Source organism: Burkholderia sp. YIM B11467, assembly GCF_052952715.1.
In genome coordinates this window covers 940,686-960,258 of the sequence record NZ_JBQVSQ010000002.1, presented here as the reverse complement: position 1 = coordinate 960,258, position 19,573 = coordinate 940,686, and the positions used below count along the sequence as shown (strand labels likewise).

The window sequence follows — 19,573 nt, the reverse complement described above, 5'->3', positions numbered from 1 at the left end:
AACGTTCAACCCAAATGTGAGTTGACCAGGAGACACGCGATGAGCGCGGTGATGGAGACGACGGCAGGTGTGGAGCAGGGTGGGCCCGGTGCGCCCGCGGTTCGCGCGGAATCGGCGGGGCGCACGGCGAGCGGCGCGGGTCTGCAGATCGACCGCGTGTCGAAGCGCTACGGCAATGTGCATGCGCTGCGGGAAACGACGATCGACATTCCGCGCGGCGAATTCCTGACGATCCTCGGGCCGTCGGGTTCCGGCAAGACGACGTTGCTGACGATCGTCGCGGGTTTCGAGCATCCGACGACCGGCGACCTGCGCGTCGGCGGCCGCAGCATCGTCGCGTTGCCGCCCGAGAAGCGCAACTTCGGGATGGTATTCCAGGGTTATGCGCTGTTTCCGCACATGACGGTCGAGCAGAACGTCGCGTATCCGCTGATGGTGCGCAAGCAGAAGGGGCCCGACGCGGTGAAGCGCGTGAAGGCCGCACTCGATCTCGTGCGGCTCGGCCAGCTCGCGGACCGTTTGCCGCGCCAGTTGTCCGGCGGCCAGCAGCAGCGCGTCGCGATTGCGCGCGCGCTGGTGTTCGATCCCGATCTCGTGCTGCTCGACGAGCCGCTCGGCGCGCTCGACCGCAAGCTGCGCGGCGAGGTGCAGGTCGAACTGAAGGCGTTGCACGAACGGCTCGGCGCAACGTTCCTGTTCGTCACGCACGACCAGGAGGAGGCGCTGTCGATGTCGGACCGCATCGCGATCATGCGCGACGGCCGGCTCGAACAGATCGGGACGCCGGACGGGCTGTACGAACAGCCGGCCAACCGCTTCGTCGCCGATTTCCTCGGCAAGAGCAATTTCATCGAAGCGGTCGCGCTCGGCGGCGATGGCGCGGCGACGCACTATCGCGTCGGCGACGCGCGGTTCGTCGCGCCCGCCTGCGGTGCGCGGCCGGACGACACGCTGCTGTTCGCGCTGCGCCCGGAGAAGGTCGGCGTCTCGGCCACATCGTGTGGTGGCGCGCACAACGAAGTGGCCGGCCGGATTCGCCACTGGAGCTATTTCGGTTCGTCGTACCGCTTCGAGATCGAGACCGCGGCACTCGGCTGCGTGACCGCCGATGTGCCGGCCTGGCGCGGACTCGCGTCGCCGCGCACCGGCATGGACGTGTTCGTGCAGTGGGAGCGCGACGCGACCTGCCGGATCGCGTCGGACTGAGACGACGAACGATGCATCCCGCGCGACGCGGCGAGCGCCGTCGTCGCCGGCCGATTCAACGGTGCCCGGAAACGACGAGATGCGTGCGGGCGCTGCCCAGCCTGGAGGAGACACCATGACGAACCGCTATCTGCAGGACCTGCTCGACCAAGCACGTGAGCTTCAACCCGCGACGTCGCAGCGCCGCCGCGACTTCCTGCGGCTGTGCGCGGCCGCCGGCCTCGCGCCGACGCTGCTGGCGACGGGCGCGAAGGATGCGCTGGCCGCGAACCCGAAGGAAATCGTGCTCAGCGCGTGGGGCGGCGAGGCACGCTCCGCGTTCCGGTCCGCCTACATGGACCCGTTCACGAAGGCGAGCGGGATCCGGATGGGCTACGACTCGTCGCCGGAGGACGGCAAGATCAAGGCGATGGTCGAGAACAAGAACGTGATCTGGGACGTGATGGATCTCGACGGCTTCGCGGCGATCAAGCTCGGCAAGCAGGGGTTCCTGCGGCCGATCGATTATTCGGTCGTCGGCCGCAACGCGTTGCCGGGGCTCGCATCGGATTTCGGCGTGCCGTCGTACCTGCTGAGCTACGTGCTCGTCTACGACGCGCGCAAGTTCGGTGCGAATCCGCCGAAGAACTGGGCCGATTTCTGGAACGTCGGCAAGTTTCCGGGCAAGCGCGGGTTGTGGAAGTGGATGGGCGGCGCACTGGAAGCCGCGCTGATGGCCGACGGCGTCGACAAGGACAAGGTCTACCCGATCGATGTGCCGCGCGCGATGAAGAAGCTCAAGGAGTTGCGCTCGAACGTGCTGCTGTGGGATTCCGGCGCGGACAGCCTGCAACTGCTGCGCAACGGCGAAGTCAGCATGGCGTGCATCTGGCATACGCGTGCGAACGTGCTGCAGCGCGAGAGCAGCGGACGGTTCCGCTATACGTGGGAGCAGGGGCTCGCGTCGTGCGACGTGTGGGGCGTGCCGAAGAACAATCCGTCGGGCGACGCCGTGTGGCAGTTCATCAAGTTCGTGCAGGGCGTCGAGCCGCAGGTGCGCCTGCTGTCGCTGCTCGGCAACGGGCCGGTGACGCCGGCCGCGACGGCCGCCGTGCCGCAGGCGCTGCGCGCGGACAATCCCGGCACGCCGGAGAACTGGGCCAGGCAGTGCAAGGTGGATCCCGAGTGGTGGGCGCAGCATTACGAAGCGACGCTCGCGCAGTACACCGACCTGATGTCGTCCTGAGCCGCTGCCTCGTGAGCGTGATGCGATGAATACCCTGACTACCCCTGTCGCGGGCGCCGCCCCGCTCGGCCGCGCGAAAGCCGACCGCTACTGGCTGCTGGTCGTGCCGCTGCTCGCGGTGCTGATCGTGCTGTACGTGTATCCGCTCGTGCGCGTGCTGTGGCTCGGCTTCGCGGTGCCGGAGCCCGGCCTGCACAACTATGCGCGGCTACTCGACAACCGTGGCGTGCACCGCGTGCTGTGGACGACGCTGCGTGTATGCGCGGTCACGACCGTGTGCTCGGTCGCGCTCGGTTACGCGATCGCGTATGCGATGGCGCACGTCGGGCCGCGCCAGCGGATGGCGCTGATGTTCGGGCTGCTCGTGCCGTTCTGGGCGTCGGTGCTGGTGCGCGCGTTCTCGTGGCTGTTCCTGCTCGGTGAGCAGGGGCTCGTCAACACGCTGCTGATGCGCATCGGGCTGATCGATGCGCCGCTGCCGCTGATGCGCAACGAGATCGGCGTCGTGATCGGGATGATCCACTTCATGATCCCGTACGCGGTGCTGCCGCTGTACGCGAACATGAAGGGCATCGACCCGCAGCTGGTGCGCGCGTCGCAGGGGCTCGGCGCGGGCGCGCTCGTCACGTTCCGCAAGGTGTATTTCCCGCAGACGCGGCCGGGCATCGTCGGCGCGGCGATCCTCGTGTTCATCTTCTCGCTCGGCTTTTACGTGACGCCGGTGATTCTCGGCGGCGGCCGCACGGTGATGATCGCCGAATACATCAGCACGCAGATCCTGCAGTTGATGAACTGGGGCAGCGGGGCGGCGCTCGCGTCGCTGCTGCTGGCGTCGATCCTGGCCGCGCTTGCGCTGCTCGCGCGTTTCGTCGACCTGCGCGAGCTGTTCGGCGCGCGCTGAATCCGACCGGAGGAATCGAAGATGAAGACCAGACTGACGGCCGGCCGCGCGCTGGTGATCGGCGTCGCATGGGCCGCGATCCTGTTCCTGATGCTGCCGCTGCTCGTGTCGGTGCCCGTGTCGCTGACGCCGAGCGACTACCTGTCGATGCCGGACGGCGCGCTGTCGCTGCGGCATTACAGCGTGCTGCTCGACGACGACGGCTGGGTGTCGAGCTTCCTGCAGAGCGGGCTGATCGCGCTCGTTTCGTCGGCGATCTCGGTGACGCTCGGCACCTTGTGCGCGATCGGCTTGTGGAAGGTGGCATCGCGGCGCGGCGAGCTGGTGCGCGGCGTGATCCTGTTTCCGCTGATCGTGCCGCCGATCGTGTCGGCGCTCGCGTTCTATCGGCTATGGGGCGAGCTCGGCATGCTCGACAGCTATCCGGCGGTGATCCTGTCGCATGTCGTGCTGTCGGTGCCTTACGTGGTCGTTGCGGTATCCGCGTCGCTGGCGACGGTCGGCCTGCGGATCGAGCAGGCGTCGCGCAGCCTCGGGGCGAACCTGTCGCAGACGCTGCGTTACGTGATCCTGCCGTCGATCCGGCCCGGCGTGCTGTCGGCGGCCGTGTTCGCGTTCATCCTGTCGTGGGACGAACTGGTCGTCACGCTGTTCATTTCGAGCCGGGGCGTCTACACGCTGCCGCGCCGCATGTGGGACGGGATGCGCGAGAACGTCGATCCGGCGATCGCGTCGGTCTCCACGCTGCTGCTGGCGGCCACCTGTATCGCGATCGGCCTGTCGCTGCTGCGCAAGCGCGCGGCCGGGTCCGTCTGATATCAACCGAATCAACGTTACGTTGCGGAGAAAAACAGCACCATGAAAGTCCTGATCGTTCACGCCCATCCCGAACCGCAGTCGTTCACCACGTCGATGCTGCACCGCGCGGTGAGCACGCTCGAAGCGCAGGGGCATACCGTGACGGTGTCCGACCTGTACGCGATGCAGTGGAACCCGGTTGCGAGCGCGGCCGATTTCGGCGTGCGGAAGAACCCGGACTATCTCGTCTATGCGCTGGAGCAGCGCGAGAACGTCGCCGCGCATGCGATCGCGCCCGACATCGCCGCCGAACTCGACAAGCTGGTCGCCTGCGACCTGCTGATCCTGAGCTTCCCGCTGTTCTGGTGCTCGATGCCGGCGATCATGAAGGGCTGGGTCGACCGCGTGCTCGTGTCGGGCAAGGTATATGGCGGCGTGCGTTTCTACGATCGCGGCGGAATGCGCGGCAAGCGCGCGCTGCTCGCCTATACGTGCGGCGGCCGCGACTACATGTTCGGCGCGGACGGCGTGCACGGCGAGATGGACCTGATGCTGCGCCACGTGCTGCGCGGCACGCTCGGTTATGCGGGTTTCGACGTGCTGCCGTCGTTCGTCGGTTATCACGTGCCGTATATCGGCGACGCCGAGCGCGAGGCCGTGCTCGAACGCTACGACGCGTACCTGGCGCAGCTCGACCGGCTGGAACCGATGGCGTTCCCGACGCTCGACGATTTCGATGGCGACATGCGGCCGCGCGAACGCGCGCCGCAGGAAGCCGCGCAGGACTGAACGATTCGATTCCGGGGGAATGAATGAGCATCAAGGTACTGGTGGCAGTGAAGCGGGTGGTCGATTACAACGTGAAGGTCCGCGTGAAGTCGGACAACACGGGTGTCGACCTCGCGAACGTGAAGATGTCGATGAACCCGTTCGACGAAATCGCCGTTGAAGAAGCCGTGCGCCTGAAGGAAGCGGGCGTGGCGACCGAAGTGATCGCCGTGTCGGTGGGCGTCACGCAGGCGCAGGAAACGCTGCGCACGGCGCTGGCGATCGGCGCGGATCGCGCGATCCTCGTCGAATCGACCGACAGCGTCGAGCCGCTGGCCGTCGCGAAGATCCTGAAGGCGCTGGTCGACAAGGAACAGCCGCAACTGGTGATCCTCGGCAAGCAGGCGATCGACGACGATTCGAACCAGACGGGCCAGATGCTGGCCGCGCTGGCTGGCCTGCCGCAAGCGACGTTCGCGTCGAAGGTGACGGTGGCAGACGGCAAGGCCACGGTCGCACGTGAAGTCGACGGCGGCGCGGAAACGCTATCGCTTCAACTGCCGGCCGTGGTGACCACGGATCTGCGTTTGAACGAGCCGCGCTATGTGACGCTGCCGAACATCATGAAGGCGAAGAAGAAGCCGCTGGAAACCGTGAAGCCGGAAGACCTGGGCGTGGACGTTGCGCCGCGTCTGAAGACGCTGAAGGTGGTCGAGCCGCCGAAGCGCGCGGCCGGCGTGAAGGTGCCAGACGTGAAGACGCTGGTCGAGAAGCTGAAGACCGAAGCCAAGGTGCTGTAAGAGGGAGCGCAAGGAAATGACGATTCTGGTGATTGCAGAACACGACAACGCGTCGGTCAAGGCCGCGACGTTGAACACGGTGGCGGCGGCAGCGAAGATTGGCGGCGACATTCACGTGCTGGTCGCGGGCCACAACGCGCAAGCGGCTGCGGACGCTGCGGCGAAGATCGCAGGTGTGTCGAAGGTGCTGCTGGCCGACGCGCCGCAGCTCGAAGCGGGCCTCGCGGAAAACGTCGAAGCGACCGCGCTGAACATCGCGAAGGACTACTCGCACATCCTCGCGCCGGCTACCGCCTACGGCAAGAACATCGCACCGCGTATCGCCGCGAAGCTGGACGTCGCGCAGATCTCGGACATCACGGCAGTCGATTCGGCCGACACGTTCGAACGCCCGATCTACGCGGGCAACGCGATCGCGACGGTGCAGTCGAGCGATCCGGTCAAGGTCATCACGGTGCGTGCGACGGGTTTCGATCCGGTCGCGGCCGAAGGCGGCAGCGCAGCGGTCGAGAAGATCGCGGCAGCGGCGGACGCCGGCAAGTCGCAGTTCGTGAGCCGTGAAGTGACGAAGCTGGACCGTCCGGAACTCACGAGCGCAAGCATCATCGTGTCGGGCGGCCGCGGTCTGGGCAGCGGCGAGAACTACACGAAGGTGCTGGAGCCGCTGGCCGACAAGCTGTCGGCGGCACTCGGTGCATCGCGCGCCGCAGTCGACGCAGGCTACGTGCCGAACGACTATCAGGTCGGCCAGACCGGCAAGATCGTCGCGCCGCAGCTGTACATCGCGGTCGGCATCTCGGGTGCGATCCAGCATCTGGCCGGCATGAAGGATTCGAAGGTGATCGTCGCGATCAACAAGGATCCGGAAGCGCCGATCTTCAGCGTGGCCGACTACGGCCTCGTCGGCGACCTGTTCTCGACGGTCCCCGAACTCCACGCCGAACTCGGCTGACCCAGCCCCGGCCGCGATGCCATTGCATGCCTTATCCACCCGACCGCATCCGAGTGCGAACGATGACCCTGACGTCGAGCGACGTGCTGCTGTTCCTGACGGGCCTGCTGACGCTGTTCTGTCCGCCCGTCGCGATCCCGATGTACGCGGCGGTCACCGGGCATTTCCCGGATACGACGCAGCGGCAGATCGCGTTCCGGCTGTTCGCGTGGATCGCGACGCTGATGGTCGGCGCGGTATGGGGCGGGCAGTTCCTGCTGCGCATGCTCGGCCTGACGCTCGGCGCATTGACGCTGACGGGCGGCCTCGTGCTGTGCCTGTGGTCGATCCCGATGATGCGCGGCACGGCGAACGACGAGCGCAACGGCGGCGACACGCGGCTCGAGTATGCGCAATGGCGCAACTACATCGCGGTGCCGCTGATCTTCCCGCTGTCGATCGGCAGCGCGGTGATGTCGCTCGTGATCACGACCGCGACGCGTTTCCATACGCCCGCCGACCTGCTGGCATTGAGCGCCGCCTGCGTGCTGCATGCGGGCGTGATCGGGCTCACGTATGCGTGCTCGGCGTCGTGGTGCCGCCGGCTCGGCGAGATCGGCAGGACGCTGGTCGAGCGGCTGTCCGGCATCGTGCTGACCGCGATCGCGTTCCAGATGCTCGCGCAGGGCGTGCGCGAACTGCTGCCGGGGCTCGCGCATTGACGGCAGCGGCCGGCGTACGATCTTCAAACCTGTCCTGAACGATGGAAACCTTATGAAAACAGTAGGCATGTACCTCGTCGATCTGCTCGCCGCCTACGGCGTCGACACGGTGTTCGGCATTCCCGGCGTGCATACGATCGAGCTGTATCGCGGCCTGGCCGGCAGCGCGCTGCGTCACGTGAGCGCGCGCCACGAGCAGGGCCTGGGTTTCATGGCGGACGGCTATGCGCGCGCGACCGGCAAGCCCGGCGTGTGTTTCGTGATCACCGGGCCCGGCATGACGAACATCGCGACGTCGATGGCGCAGGCGTATGCGGATTCGATTCCGATGCTGGTGATCTCGAGCGTCAACGCATCCGGCGACCTCGGTTCGGGCAACGGCCATCTGCACGAATTGCCGGACCAGCATGCGTTCGCGGAAAACGTCGCCGCGTTCAGCTACACGGTGCCGCGCGCCGATGCGCTGCCTCAGGCGATCGCGCGCGCATTCGCGGTGTTTTCCGGCGGCCGCCCGCGCCCCGTGCATATCCAGATTCCGCTCGACGTGCTCGCGGCGCCTGCCGATGCGTTGTCGCCCGTGCCGGACGCGCCGCCGCGCATCGCGCCGGGGCCCGCATCGGCCCAGGGCGTCGACGCATTCCGTGCGAAGGCGGCCGCCGCGCGCGCGCCGCTGATCCTCGCGGGCGGCGGCGCGCTCGACGCGGCCGACGACGTGCGCTGGCTCGCGGAAACGCTCGACGCACCGGTCGTGATGACGATCAACGGGCGCGGCGTGCTGCCGCCCGCGCATCCGCTCGGCATCGCGTGGTCGGCGTCGAGCGACGCGGTGCGCGCACTGATGCGCGACAGCGACCTGATCATTGCGCTCGGCACCGAGCTGGGGCCGACCGACTACGATCTGTACGCGACGCGCAGCTTCGCGATACCCGCGCCGCTTGTGCGGATCGACATCGACCCGCAACAGCTGTGCCGCAACGCGGTGCCCGCACTGCCGCTGCTCGGCGACGTCGGCGAGACGGTGCGCGCACTCCGGCGCAGTTGGCCGGCCGATGCGCCCGAGCGCTCGGACGGCGACGGCGTCGAACGCGCGGCGATGTGCCGCGCGGCGGCACGGCAGGAACTGAACGACGAGATGCGGCGCGACCTCGCGCTGCTCGACAGCGTGCGCGACGCGTTGCCCGATGCGGCGATCGTCGGCGATTCGACCCGCATCGTCTACGCGGGCAACGTCGGTTTCGCGGCGCCGCGCCCGCGCAGCTGGTTCAACGCGTCGGTGGGATTCGGCTCGCTCGGTTACGGGCTGCCGGCCGCCGTGGGTGCGAGCCTTGGCGACGCGTCGCGTCCGGTCGTCTGCGTGGCCGGCGACGGCGGGCTCCAGTACACGCTCGCGGAGCTCGGCACCGCGGTGCAGCACCGCGCCCGCGTGATCGTCGTGCTGCTGAACAACGGCGGGTACGGAGAGATCAAGCGCGCGATGGTCGACGTCGGCGTCGAGCCGGTCGGCGTGGATCTGCACACGCCGGATTTCGTCGCGATCGCGCGTGCGTACGGATGGGGTGCGCAGCGGGTCGAAGAGGGCACCGCGCTGGTCGGCGCGCTGAGCGAAGCGGCCGCCCACGACGCGCCGTACCTGATCGAGATCCGCACGGCCTGAAAATGCGAACGGCCTCGCACCGTGCGAGGCCGTCGTTGCCGCCGCCGGTTGCCCGGCGGCGGGTGCGCGCGTGATGCATTACGCCCGCTTGCGGGCCGTCTTCGGCGGCGGGAGGAACGTATCGACGACGCGCAGGCAGCTCGTCAGCGCGTCTTCCGCGGTGAACGACGTCGGGTCGCGCGCCAGCTCCAGCCAGAAGCCGTCGATCACGGCCGTCAGCGTCAGCGCGGCGAGATCGCTGTCGACGGTGCCGCCGCGCACTTCCGCGATCTGGTCGAACAGCTTCTTCAACGCTTGCCGGTAGCCGCTGTACAGCTCCTTGTGCGCCTTGCGGATCACCGGGTCGCTGTGCGCGACGCTCCAGAAGCCGAGCCATACCTTCACGTTCTTCGGCGCGAACACCGGCGTGGCGAAGCAGACCTTGATGATCGCATCGAGCTTTTCCTCGGGGCCCGTCGCGTTCGCGGCCGCCGCGCGCGACACGTCGAGCAGGTCGGTCGCGAGCCGCTTGTAGGTCTGCGCCATCAGTTCGTCTTTCGACTGGAAATGATGATTGATCAGCCCGCGCGAGACCTTCGCTTCCGCGCAGATGCGGTCGATCGTGGTCTCGGAATAGCTGTAGCGCGCGATGCAGCGCATCGTCGCGTCGATGATCGATTGCTGACGCACCGCGGGTGTTTCTCGGATGCCGCGGCTGCGTGCCTGAACCGGTGCCGTGCCAGGAGTCTTTTTCACGTGGTGACCTTACGGAATCGTCATGGCACCGATTATAGGGGAGTGCCGGACGCTTGTTCAATTACGGTGATGAAAGCGTCGCGAAACCCGCGAAAACCCTTGCTCCGGATTATTTTAAAACTGTTGAACCATTGTTCAACAGCACCTATACTCGACTCCGCATGAGGTTGGTCGGCCATTCAACAAGACGCCACGATCCCGCGTGGGACGGGCGTGAGAATTCGACACAGGAGACAGCATGTTGGCGCGGGTGGAGAGCGTGAAAACGGACGTCGAGGAACGCGTGCAGGTGGAAGATCTGCACAAGCGGTTCGGCGACCTGGAAGTGTTGAAGGGCGTGTCGCTGAGCGCGCGCGAAGGCGAGGTGATCTCGCTGATCGGTGCGAGCGGATCGGGCAAGAGCACGCTGCTACGCTGCATCAACCTGCTCGAGACGCCGACCCGGGGGCGCATCGTCGTCGACGGCGAGGAGATCGGGCTGAAAGTCGACCGCAAGGGGCGCACCGTGCCGACCGATGCGCGTCAGGTCGAGCGGGTCCGCACGCGGCTCGGCATGGTGTTCCAGAGCTTCAACCTGTGGGCGCACCGCACGGTGCTCGAGAACGTGATCGAGATGCCCGTGCACGTGTTGCGCGAACCGCGCGCCGAAGCGATCGCGCGCGCCGAGCAACTGCTCGAACGCGTCGGCCTGGCCGACAAGCGCAACGTCTATCCGGCCTTCCTGTCCGGCGGCCAGCAGCAGCGCGTCGCGATCGCGCGCGCGCTGGCGATGCGGCCGAAAGTCATGCTGTTCGACGAGCCGACCTCCGCGCTCGACCCCGAGCGCGTCGGCGAAGTGCTGAAGGTGATTCGCGATCTCGCGTGCGAAGGCCGCACGATGATACTCGTCACGCACGAGATGGCGTTCGCGCGCGACGTGTCCAGCAAGGTGCTGTTCCTGCACCAGGGGCGCGTCGAGGAGAGCGGCACGCCGTCGGAAATCTTCGATGCGCCGCGGAGCGAACGCTGCCGCCAGTTCGTCAACGCGCACCGGCAGCACCACTGAATCACGGGAGCCGCCCGCGAACGCGCGGGCCGGCCCGCCCATCCCTATCTTTCCTGCAAGGAGTCCGACCATGAAACGTGTCGTACGCAGTCTGCTGTGCCTGTTCAGTATCGTCGTCGCGGCGCTCGCGCCGCTCGGTTCCGCGCATGCGTCGTCGGGCGTGCTGCGCTTCGGCGTCGCCGCCGAACCGTATCCGCCGTTCCTGATGAAGAGCCCGACCGGGCAGTGGAGCGGCTTCGAGGCCGACCTGATCCGCGCGCTGTGCGACCAGATGAAGGCGAAGTGCGAGATCAAGGAAGTCGCGTGGGACGGCATCATCCCGGCGCTGCTCAGCGACAAGATCGACGTGATCTTCAACTCGATGTCGATCACGCCGGAACGCCAGAAGGTGATCGCGTTCTCGCGGCCGTACTACGAGACACCGGGCACCTTCGTCGGCGCGAAGAACACGAAGCTTACGCTGACGCCCGACGGCCTGAAGGGCAAGGTGATCGGCGTGCAGGGTTCCACCGCGAACGCCGAGTTCATCAAGATGGCGTACGGCAAGAGCGCGACGGTGCGCCTGTACAACACGCAGGACGACTGCAACGCGGATCTCGTCGCGGGCCGGATCGACACGATGTATCTCGACCAGCTCGGCATCCTCGATTTCCTGAAGTCGAAGGACGGTTCGACGTTCGAGCTGAAGGGCCCCGGCAGCGTGAAGATGGATCCGGCGATCTTCGGTTACGGCGTCGGCGCGGGGATGCGCAAGGCCGATGCGCCGCTGAAGCAGCAGATGGACCAGGCGCTCGAACAGCTGCATGCGTCGGGCAAGTACGCGCAGATCGCGAAGAAGTATTTCCCGATCGACCTCTGGCCGCACTGATCGCGCCGCTACCGGCACACGGATACACCGGCGCACGCACGGACGAGGAGGCGGCATGGACGGTTGGGGATGGGTGAGCTACCTGGGCATGGACCCGGACGGCTGGGGCGTCGCGCTGCTGCAGGGCGCGGGCGTGACGCTCGAGATTTCGCTCGGCGCGTTCGTCGTCGGCATCGTGCTCGGGTTGCTGGGCGCGGCCGCAAAGCTGTCCGGCGTGCGCGCGCTCGAACGGATCGCGCAGGGCTACACGACGGTGTGCCGCGCGGTGCCCGAACTGCTGCTGATCCTGCTGCTCTACTACGCGGGCACCGACGCGATCAACCTGCTGATGACGGCGATCGGCGTCGGGCCGGTCGCGGTCAACGGGTTCGCGGCGGCGGTGATCGTGCTCGGCATCGTGCAGGGCGCGTACGCGGCGGAGATCATCCGCGGCGCGATCCTCGCGATCCCGTACGGGCAGATCGAGGCCGGCCGCGCGTTCGGCGCGCCGCCGGGGCTCGTGTTCCGGCGCGTGACGCTGCCGGCGATGGCGCCGTACGCGCTGGCGGGCTTCGCGAACCTGTGGCTGATCCTCGTGAAGGACAGCGCGCTGATCAGCGTGGTCGGCTACAGCGAGCTGCTCTACACCGCGAAGCAGGCGGCCGGCTCGACGCGCGAATACATGCATTACTACCTGATGGTGGCCGCCGTGTATTTCGCGATTACGTCGCTGTCCGGTGTGCTGTTCCGCGAAATCGAGCGCCGCTTCGGCCGCTGGATGCCGGCATCGTGAACCACGCCTCGTTTTCCCGCATGCTTTCCCATCGAACCGGATCAACGTCATGGATCTGAGCGTACTGTCTTCCTACGGATCGCTGCTGCTGCTCGGCGTGCTGACCACCGTCAAGCTGCTCGTCATCTCGGCCGTATTCGGCTTCGGGCTCGCGATCGCCGTCGCGTTCGCGCGACTGTCGCCGAACCCGATCATCGCGCGCGTCAGCAAGGGTTTCACCGAGGTGATACGCGGCACGCCGCTGCTCGTGCAGATCTACCTGATCTACTATGGTGTCGGCTCGTTGTTCGCGGGCTGGCCCGCGCTGCGCGACAGCGTGTTCTGGTCGTTCCTGCGCGACGGTTTCTGGTATGTCGCGTTCGCGCTCGTGATCAGCGTCGGCGCGTATGTCGGCGAGGTGCTGCGTGCCGGCCTGCGTGGCGTGCCGAAGGGCGAGATCGAGGCCGCGCGCGCGATGGGGATGCGCCCGTCGATGATCGCGCGCCGCGTATGGCTGCCGCGCGCGATCCAGATCCTGCTGCCGACACTGGCCGGCGAGACCGTGATGTTGCTGAAATCGACGGCGCTCGCATCGACGGTCGCGGTGATGGACGTGCTCGGCGCCGCGAACTATATCCGCGCGCAGACGCTGCGGACCTACGAGCCGCTGCTGGCGATCGCGGCGATCTACGTCGCGCTCGCGTTCGTGATCGAGCGCGTGTTCGGCCGGCTCGAGCGGCGCGTGCCCGTGCGCATGCCGCGCTGAATGAACCCACTGACGGCGCGGTAGCCGGACGGACGCCGCGCGATGGAGGACGCATGAACTATTCGAAGCTGGTCGATCGCCTGCAGGGCAAGCGCACGACTGCATGGGACATTCACTACGCGGCGCAGCAGGCGGTCGCCGCCGGCGAGCCGGCGATCATCCTGAGCGTCGGCGATCCCGATTTCGCGACGCCCGACGTGATCGTCGAGCGTGCGGTGGCCGCGCTGCGCGGCGGCGACACGCACTACAGCGAAGTACGCGGCCGCGCCGATCTGCGCGCGGCGATCGCGCGCGAGCACACGAAAGCATCGGGGCAGGCGGTCGGCGCCGAGCACGTGATCGTGACGGCCGGCGCGCAGAACGCGCTGTTCGCGATGGCGATGTGCCTGTGCGAGGCGGGCGACGAGGTGATCGTGCCGGAGCCGATGTACCTCACCTACGAGGCGAGCGTGCGCGCGTCGGGCGCGACGCTCGTGCCGGTGCCGGTCGATGCGTCGCGCGGTTTTCATCTCGACTTCGACGCGCTCGAAGCGGCCGTGACGCCGCGCACGAAAGCGATTTTCTTTGCCACGCCCTGCAACCCGACCGGCGTCGTGATGCCGCGCGCGGACCTCGAACGGATCGCGCGGCTCGCCTGCGAGCGCGATCTGTGGGTCGTGTCCGACGAGGTGTATGCGGCGCTGACGTTCGAGCGCGAGATGGTCAGCATCGCGTCGCTGCCGGGGATGGCCGAGCGCACGGTGACACTCGGCAGCCTGTCGAAATCGCATGCGATGCCGGGCTGGCGGGTCGGCTGGGCGATCGGCCCGACGGAGCTGATCGAGCATGCGGAGCGGCTCGCGCTGTGCATGCTGTACGGGCTGCCGGGCTTCATCCAGCAGGCGGCCGTCACCGCGCTCGACAACCGGGCCGCGATCGTCGCGGACATGCGCGAACTCTACCGGCGCCGCCGCGATCTCGCGTACGCGCGCCTGCGCGACGTGCCGGGGCTGCGCTGCCTGCTGCCGGAGGCGGGGATGTTCATGATGGTCGACGTGCGCGGCACCGGGCTGGATGCGCATGCGTTTACGTGGGGGCTGTTCCGTGCGAAGCAGGTCGCGCTGCTCGACGCGAGCGCGTTCGGCGACACCGCGTCGGGTTTCGTGCGCTTCGGCTTCGTCGTCGACGACGCGCGGCTGACCGACGCGTGCGAGCGCATCGCCGCGTTCGTCGCAAGCCTTGGCGCCGGTTCGCATGCGTCGTCGTGAAGCGTCATGCATGACGCATCGGTCCTGAAGGAGAAAAGACGATGATCGAAACGCTGACCTGGCAGGTGCCGGGCGACCACGGGCAACCGCTCGCGATCCGCGCGTGGCGGCTGTCGGCCGGCGACGGGCCGCGCGTGCACCTGCAGGCCGGCGTGCATGCGGACGAGATCGCGGGCATGCTCGTGCTGCACCGGCTGCTGCCGCAACTGTGCGCGGCGCACGATCGCGGCGTGCTGCGCGGCACGGTGACGGTCGTACCGCAGGCCAACCCGCTCGGGCTCGCGCAGTTCCGGCAGGGGCGGCTGCTCGGCCGCTTCCACGAAACGACGCACCGCAATTTCAACCGGCATTTCCACGAATCGGCGGCCACGCGCCGGCCCGCGACGACGTTCGCCGCGTGGCAGCGCACGCTGCTTGCCGCCGCGTGCGACGCCGATATCGTGCTCGACCTCCATACCGATTCCGAGGCGCTGCCGTACGTGTACCTGCATCGCGACTTGTGGCCGGCGGGCCGCGATCTCGCCGCCGCGCTCGGCGCCGATGTCGCGATCCTGTGGGACGAGGACGACGAAGGTGCGTTCGAAGGCGCCGTCGTCGCGCACTGGGCGCGCAGCGGTGGCCTAAGCGACCGGCTCGTCGCGACCGTCGAGCTGCGCGGGCAGTCCGACGTGTCGGATGCGCTCGCCGAGCGCGATGCCGACGGCGTACTCGCGTTCCTGCGCGGCCGCGGCGTGATCGCGGAATCGCCCGGCGCGCCCGACTGGCACGGCGACGCCGTACCGATCGCACACATGGAAACGCTGATCGCGCCCGTGTCGGGCGTGCTCGTCTACGAACGCGAACTCGGCGCGACGGTCGAGGCCGGCGAGCGCGTCGCGCGGATCGTCGCGCATCCGGGCGTGCCCGGCAGCGAGCATGTGCTGGTCGCGCCGCAGGCCGGGCGCATCGTCACGCGCAACCGCGAGCGGTTGGTCGCGCAGGGCGACGTCGCGCTGAAGCTGACGGGGTCGCGGCCGTCGGCCGGCTGGTCGGGCGGCGCGCTCGATCCGTGAACGACGACGCGGGCCGGCGCGGGCCCGCGCACCGCATGCGATATTTTTCGAATCAAGGGACGGAAACGAATCGACTCGCGCGACAATGCGCAAACGTTTTACCGTTATTCAACAAGATCGATTCGGCGGAATTCGAATAAAACAATGAATATCCGCTATGCCGCCGATTCGTCACACGCCGCAGCCGTTCTGGCGCAGGTGCCCGGTAGTTAACGGCCGATCCGCGAAAAACTTTAGGGTTTTTCCGCCGCAATTAATCATTTCAATTTCCTCAATGACCGATTGAATTACGGTCATCGGACAGTCATACACCATCCCCGATAATTCGGCGCTCACATTCTTTCAATAGACCAAAGGGCGATCGAAGCCGGATCGCTGCGGGGAGCTGTACTCATGACCATCCGTCATCGCATTACGCTGCTAGTCGTCCTGACCTTCTTCGCGCTGTCCGCGATCGGCATCTATGCCGTGTACCAGACACGCAAGAGCGCGTCCGAGGTGCGTCAGGTCACCCAGGGAATCGTGCCGAGCGCGCTCGCGTCGGCGGATCTCGTCGCCGATGTGAAGAACATCCAGATCGCGACGATGACGCTCGTCTACGCGCCCGACGCGAACACCGCCGCGCAAGCGCGCGACGAGCTGAAGGCAAAGCAGGCCGCGCTGCGCGCCGCGCTCGACGTGCAGGCGAAGTCGGCGGTCGGCCGCGCGCAGGAAGGCCTCGTCACGCAGGCGAAGGACAGCGTCGCGAACTATTTCGCGGCGATCGACGACACCGTGAAGATGAAGACGGACGGCAAGCCCGAGATGGCGCAGGCCTACCTGTTCGCGAACGTCGCGCAGTATCGCGACGAACTCGAAAGCATCGTCGACACGCTGCGCGTCGAGAAGAACCGCCAGAAGGACGACGCGATCAGCGCGCTGAACGGGATGCTCGCGACGACGGCGACCGCGATCGCGGGCGTCGCCGGCACGGTGATCGTGCTGCTGACCGCGCTCGGCTTCGTGCTGTATCGCCAGATCACGCGCCCGCTGATCCGGATGCAGACGATGATGAGCGAGATCGCGACGAGCCAGGATTTCACGCGCCGCGTGCCGGTGGGCCGGATGGACGAAATCGGCCATTCGATCGTCGCGTTCAACGGGATGATCGAGAAGATCCAGGAGAACGCCGCGCAGCTCAAGCAGAAGACGGCGGACATCCAGGCGATGCTGCAGAACATGCAGCAGGGGATCCTGACCGTCGTCGAAGGCGGCGTCGTGCATGCGGAGTATTCGGCGTACCTCGAAACCATCTTCGAGACCAGCGACATCGCCGGCCGCGACCTGATGGCGCTCGTGTTCGACGATTCGGGGATCGGCTCCGACGCGCGCTCGCAGGTCGATGCGGCCGTGCACGCGTGCCTGGGCGAAGACAGCATGAACTTCGAGTTCAACGCGCACCTGCTCGTCAACGAAGTCGCGAAGCGGATGCCGGATGGCCGCGAGAAGTGGCTCGACCTGAGCTGGTCGGCGATCACCGACGAGACCGACACGGTCGTGCGCCTGATGCTGTGCGTGCGCGACGTGACCGAGATTCGCGAGCTGACCGCGCAGGCCGGCGAGCAGCAGCGCCGCCTCGAGATGATCGGCGAGATCTTGTCGATCAGCCAGGACAAGTTCCACGACTTCGTGCACAGCGCGAAGGGCTTCCTCAGCGAGAACGAGCGGATGATCCGCCAGCACGAGCGCGTCGATCACTCGATCGTCGCGGCGCTGTTCCGCAACATGCACACGATCAAGGGCAACGCGCGCACGTACAGCCTCCAGCACCTGACCAACATCGTTCATGAAGCGGAGCAGGCGTACGAATCGCTGCGCCGCGCGGACGGCGGCCCCGAGTGGAACCGCGTCGCGCTGATGGACGACCTGGCCCGCGTGCGCGAGGCGGTCGAACATTACGCGACGATCAACGCGGTCACGCTCGGCCGCAGCGGCGAACCGGCGCAGGGCGGGGCCGATTACCTGATGGTCGAACGCGCGCATATCAGCGAGAGCCTGCGCGTGCTCGACGGCGCCGATCCGGCGAACGCGGCCGACTGGCACGCGGCGCGTGATTCCGTGCGCCGCATGCTGAGCCAGCTCGGCACGCAGGGCATCGGCGACGCGCTCGGCGGCGTGATCGAGTCGCTGCCGTCGCTCGCGGCCGAACTCGGCAAGCCGGCGCCCGTCGTGCATATCGACAGCCACGGCCATCGCGTGCGCAGCGAAATCGGCGCGACGTTGAAGAACGTGTTCATGCACCTGCTGCGCAATTCGATCGACCACGGCATCGAATCGTCCGACGAGCGGCGTGCGGCCGGCAAGGCGGCGTCCGGCACGATCGACGTCGCGGTCGGCGTGGGCAGCGACGAGCTGTGGTTCGTGCTCAGCGACGACGGCCGCGGCCTCGCACTCGACCGGATTCGCGGCATCGCGCGCGAGCGTGGGTGGATCGATGCGGACAACGACGCGGCGCTGTCCGACGAAGATGTGGCCGAGCTGATCTTCCGGCCGGGCTTCTCGACCGCGCACGCGGTGACCGAAGTGTCGGGGCGCGGCGTCGGCATGGACGCGGTGCGCAACTTCCTGAAGCGCGACGGCGGCGATATCGCGCTGCGCTTCACCGACGATCATGTCGGCGCACCGTATCGCGCGTTCGAGACGATCGTGTCGCTGCCGGCCCGCTTCGCGGCGGACGGCGCCGGTCACGACGCCGTGCACGAGCGCGCACGCAGCGCGGATATCGGCGCGGCGGAGTGACGAAGTGATCGTGCAGGCGTGGATGATTCAGGTTGCCGCCGCGCTGGCGGGCGGCGTTGTCGTCGCGGCGGTGGCGGCGGTCGTGTTTCGCGTGATGCGCAGGCGGCTCGTCGCGGCGATGGAACATGACGCGGATGCGTTGCGCGGCGCGCTCGCGGCAGCCGATGCGCGCGCCGAACAGGCGGCGTCCGCGCATGCGGAAGCGGCCGATGCATGGACGCAACGCGAGGCCGAACTCGAGGATGCGCTGGCGCGCGAGGCGTCCGCGACCGGCGCGCAGCGCGACGCGCTGCAGGCGCTGTCGGCCGATCGCACCGCGCTCGCGCAGCAGGCGATGAAGATCGCCGACGAAGCCGCGCGCCTGCGCGGGCTCGCCGGCACGTTCGAGCGCTGGCACGAGCAGATGATCTCGCTGACCACGCAGAACCAGGACATGCGCGCGAAGAACCAGGAGCTGTCGGCGATCGTCGCGCACGTGTCGATCGTGTCGCTGAACGCGTCGATCGAGGCCGCGCGTGCCGGCACGGCCGGACGCGGCTTCTCGATCGTCGCGAGCGAGGTGCGCGGGCTGGCCGCGCGCTCGCAGCAACTGTCGAACAGCTATCGCGACAGCCTGAACCGCAACGATCTCGTGACGGCCGCGACGTTCCAGGACATCCAGGCCGGCGGCAAGATGATCACGGCCGCGCTCGCGACCGTCGAGACGCTCGCCGGGCAGTTGCACACGCGGATCGAAGGAGAGGCGGCGTGATCAGCGCGCAGGCGAAGGCCGGCTTCGAGCGGATCTTTTTCGACGCGGCGCGTACGCGGCTCGCATCCGGCGGCGCGTGCGACATCCGGCCGTCCGCGGCCGACGCGCACGAGCACGAGCCTGCGCGGGCCGCGTCGCGATCGAAGCCGAAGGTGCCGGAGCACGTTGCGGTGCTGACGATATCCGCGCTGCATTTCCGCTTGCTGCTCGCGTTGCGCTTCAGCGACGACGATGCGACGCGCCGCCATTTCGCCGGCGCGACGGCGGGCACGAGCGGGCAGCGGCCGCTGCCCGAAGCGTTCATGGAAGTCGCGAACCTGTGCTGCGGCGCGATCAACCAGGCGCTGACCGTGCCGTTTCCCGATCTCGGGATGTCGACGCCTTACCTGCTGAGCGGCGCGAGCATCGACTACCTGCCCGCGCTCGCGCCCGATCACGTCGCCGCATACGACCTGACGCTCGACGGCGACGTGCGGGTCGGCGCGACGCTGTGCGTGTGCGCGAACGCGCCGGTCGATTTCCACATGCCGGACACGGCCACCGTGGATACCGGTGGCGAGCTCGAACTCTTCTGA

Annotated in this window: 19 protein-coding genes; 18 read left to right on the top strand and 1 reads right to left on the bottom strand. The window is 67.7% G+C overall.

Features of this window, described 5'->3' with window-relative positions:
* Positions 1-39 precede the first annotated feature (39 nt).
* The 9 genes from ACTRWB_RS11445 (at position 40) to ACTRWB_RS11405 (ending at position 9,005) form a co-directional block, all read left to right on the top strand.
* Positions 40-1,206 carry an ABC transporter ATP-binding protein gene (locus ACTRWB_RS11445; RefSeq protein WP_446901952.1) on the top strand — a complete coding sequence of 389 codons (1,167 nt, stop codon included), beginning with the start codon at positions 40-42 and terminating at the stop codon, positions 1,204-1,206.
* Between the two features lie 115 nt (positions 1,207-1,321).
* Complete coding sequence (locus tag ACTRWB_RS11440; RefSeq protein ID WP_446901951.1) at positions 1,322-2,431, top strand: ABC transporter substrate-binding protein; 1,110 nt, start codon at positions 1,322-1,324, stop codon at positions 2,429-2,431.
* 25 nt (positions 2,432-2,456) lie between these two features.
* Positions 2,457-3,332: an ABC transporter permease gene (locus ACTRWB_RS11435; protein WP_129517074.1), complete on the top strand. Its 876-nt coding sequence runs from the start codon at positions 2,457-2,459 to the stop codon at positions 3,330-3,332.
* A 21-nt stretch (positions 3,333-3,353) separates the two neighbouring features.
* A complete protein-coding gene (locus tag ACTRWB_RS11430) occupies positions 3,354-4,148 on the top strand; it encodes an ABC transporter permease (RefSeq protein WP_129517075.1) in 795 nt (264 codons plus the stop codon).
* Positions 4,149-4,190: 42 nt separating this feature from the next.
* Positions 4,191-4,919, top strand: coding sequence for an NAD(P)H-dependent oxidoreductase (locus ACTRWB_RS11425; protein ID WP_446901950.1), 729 nt, complete (start codon positions 4,191-4,193; stop codon positions 4,917-4,919).
* Between the two features lie 29 nt (positions 4,920-4,948).
* Positions 4,949-5,698 carry an electron transfer flavoprotein subunit beta/FixA family protein gene (locus ACTRWB_RS11420; RefSeq protein ID WP_446902047.1) on the top strand — a complete coding sequence of 250 codons (750 nt, stop codon included), beginning with the start codon at positions 4,949-4,951 and terminating at the stop codon, positions 5,696-5,698.
* A gap of 16 nt (positions 5,699-5,714) precedes the next feature.
* A complete protein-coding gene (locus ACTRWB_RS11415; protein WP_446901949.1) occupies positions 5,715-6,650 on the top strand; it encodes an electron transfer flavoprotein subunit alpha/FixB family protein in 936 nt (311 codons plus the stop codon).
* 62 nt (positions 6,651-6,712) lie between these two features.
* Positions 6,713-7,351 (top strand): MarC family protein, encoded by a 639-nt coding sequence (locus tag ACTRWB_RS11410; RefSeq protein ID WP_446901948.1) that lies wholly within the window; start codon positions 6,713-6,715, stop codon positions 7,349-7,351.
* Positions 7,352-7,403: 52 nt separating this feature from the next.
* Positions 7,404-9,005, top strand: a complete 1,602-nt coding sequence (locus ACTRWB_RS11405; protein WP_446901947.1) for a 5-guanidino-2-oxopentanoate decarboxylase — start codon at positions 7,404-7,406, stop codon at positions 9,003-9,005.
* Positions 9,006-9,083: 78 nt separating this feature from the next.
* On the opposite strand, the gene ACTRWB_RS11400 is transcribed toward ACTRWB_RS11405, so the two are convergent.
* Entirely contained in the window at positions 9,084-9,740 is a 657-nt protein-coding gene (locus ACTRWB_RS11400) for a TetR family transcriptional regulator C-terminal domain-containing protein (RefSeq protein ID WP_240674511.1), read from the bottom strand.
* A 238-nt stretch (positions 9,741-9,978) separates the two neighbouring features.
* On the opposite strand from ACTRWB_RS11400, the gene ACTRWB_RS11395 reads away from it, so the two are divergent.
* The 9 genes from ACTRWB_RS11395 (at position 9,979) to ACTRWB_RS11355 (ending at position 19,573) form a co-directional block, all read left to right on the top strand.
* The gene (locus ACTRWB_RS11395) at positions 9,979-10,785 is read left to right on the top strand and encodes an ABC transporter ATP-binding protein (RefSeq protein ID WP_446901946.1); all 807 of its coding nucleotides are present in this window, start codon (positions 9,979-9,981) and stop codon (positions 10,783-10,785) included.
* A 70-nt stretch (positions 10,786-10,855) separates the two neighbouring features.
* On the top strand, positions 10,856-11,653 hold the full coding sequence (locus ACTRWB_RS11390) for a transporter substrate-binding domain-containing protein (RefSeq protein ID WP_193100830.1): 798 nt from the start codon (positions 10,856-10,858) through the stop codon (positions 11,651-11,653).
* A gap of 55 nt (positions 11,654-11,708) precedes the next feature.
* Positions 11,709-12,425, top strand: a complete 717-nt coding sequence (locus ACTRWB_RS11385; protein WP_048246355.1) for an ABC transporter permease — start codon at positions 11,709-11,711, stop codon at positions 12,423-12,425.
* 49 nt (positions 12,426-12,474) lie between these two features.
* The gene (locus ACTRWB_RS11380) at positions 12,475-13,170 is read left to right on the top strand and encodes an ABC transporter permease (protein ID WP_446901945.1); all 696 of its coding nucleotides are present in this window, start codon (positions 12,475-12,477) and stop codon (positions 13,168-13,170) included.
* A gap of 53 nt (positions 13,171-13,223) precedes the next feature.
* The gene (locus ACTRWB_RS11375) at positions 13,224-14,417 is read left to right on the top strand and encodes a pyridoxal phosphate-dependent aminotransferase (protein WP_446901944.1); all 1,194 of its coding nucleotides are present in this window, start codon (positions 13,224-13,226) and stop codon (positions 14,415-14,417) included.
* A gap of 41 nt (positions 14,418-14,458) precedes the next feature.
* Positions 14,459-15,469: a succinylglutamate desuccinylase gene (locus ACTRWB_RS11370; protein WP_446901943.1), complete on the top strand. Its 1,011-nt coding sequence runs from the start codon at positions 14,459-14,461 to the stop codon at positions 15,467-15,469.
* A gap of 393 nt (positions 15,470-15,862) precedes the next feature.
* On the top strand, positions 15,863-18,247 hold the full coding sequence (locus ACTRWB_RS11365; protein WP_446901942.1) for an MCP four helix bundle domain-containing protein: 2,385 nt from the start codon (positions 15,863-15,865) through the stop codon (positions 18,245-18,247).
* A gap of 10 nt (positions 18,248-18,257) precedes the next feature.
* On the top strand, positions 18,258-18,998 hold the full coding sequence (locus ACTRWB_RS11360; protein ID WP_446902046.1) for a methyl-accepting chemotaxis protein: 741 nt from the start codon (positions 18,258-18,260) through the stop codon (positions 18,996-18,998).
* On the top strand, positions 18,995-19,573 hold the full coding sequence (locus ACTRWB_RS11355) for a hypothetical protein (protein ID WP_446901941.1): 579 nt from the start codon (positions 18,995-18,997) through the stop codon (positions 19,571-19,573). Before ACTRWB_RS11360 ends, ACTRWB_RS11355 begins: the two co-directional genes overlap by 4 nt.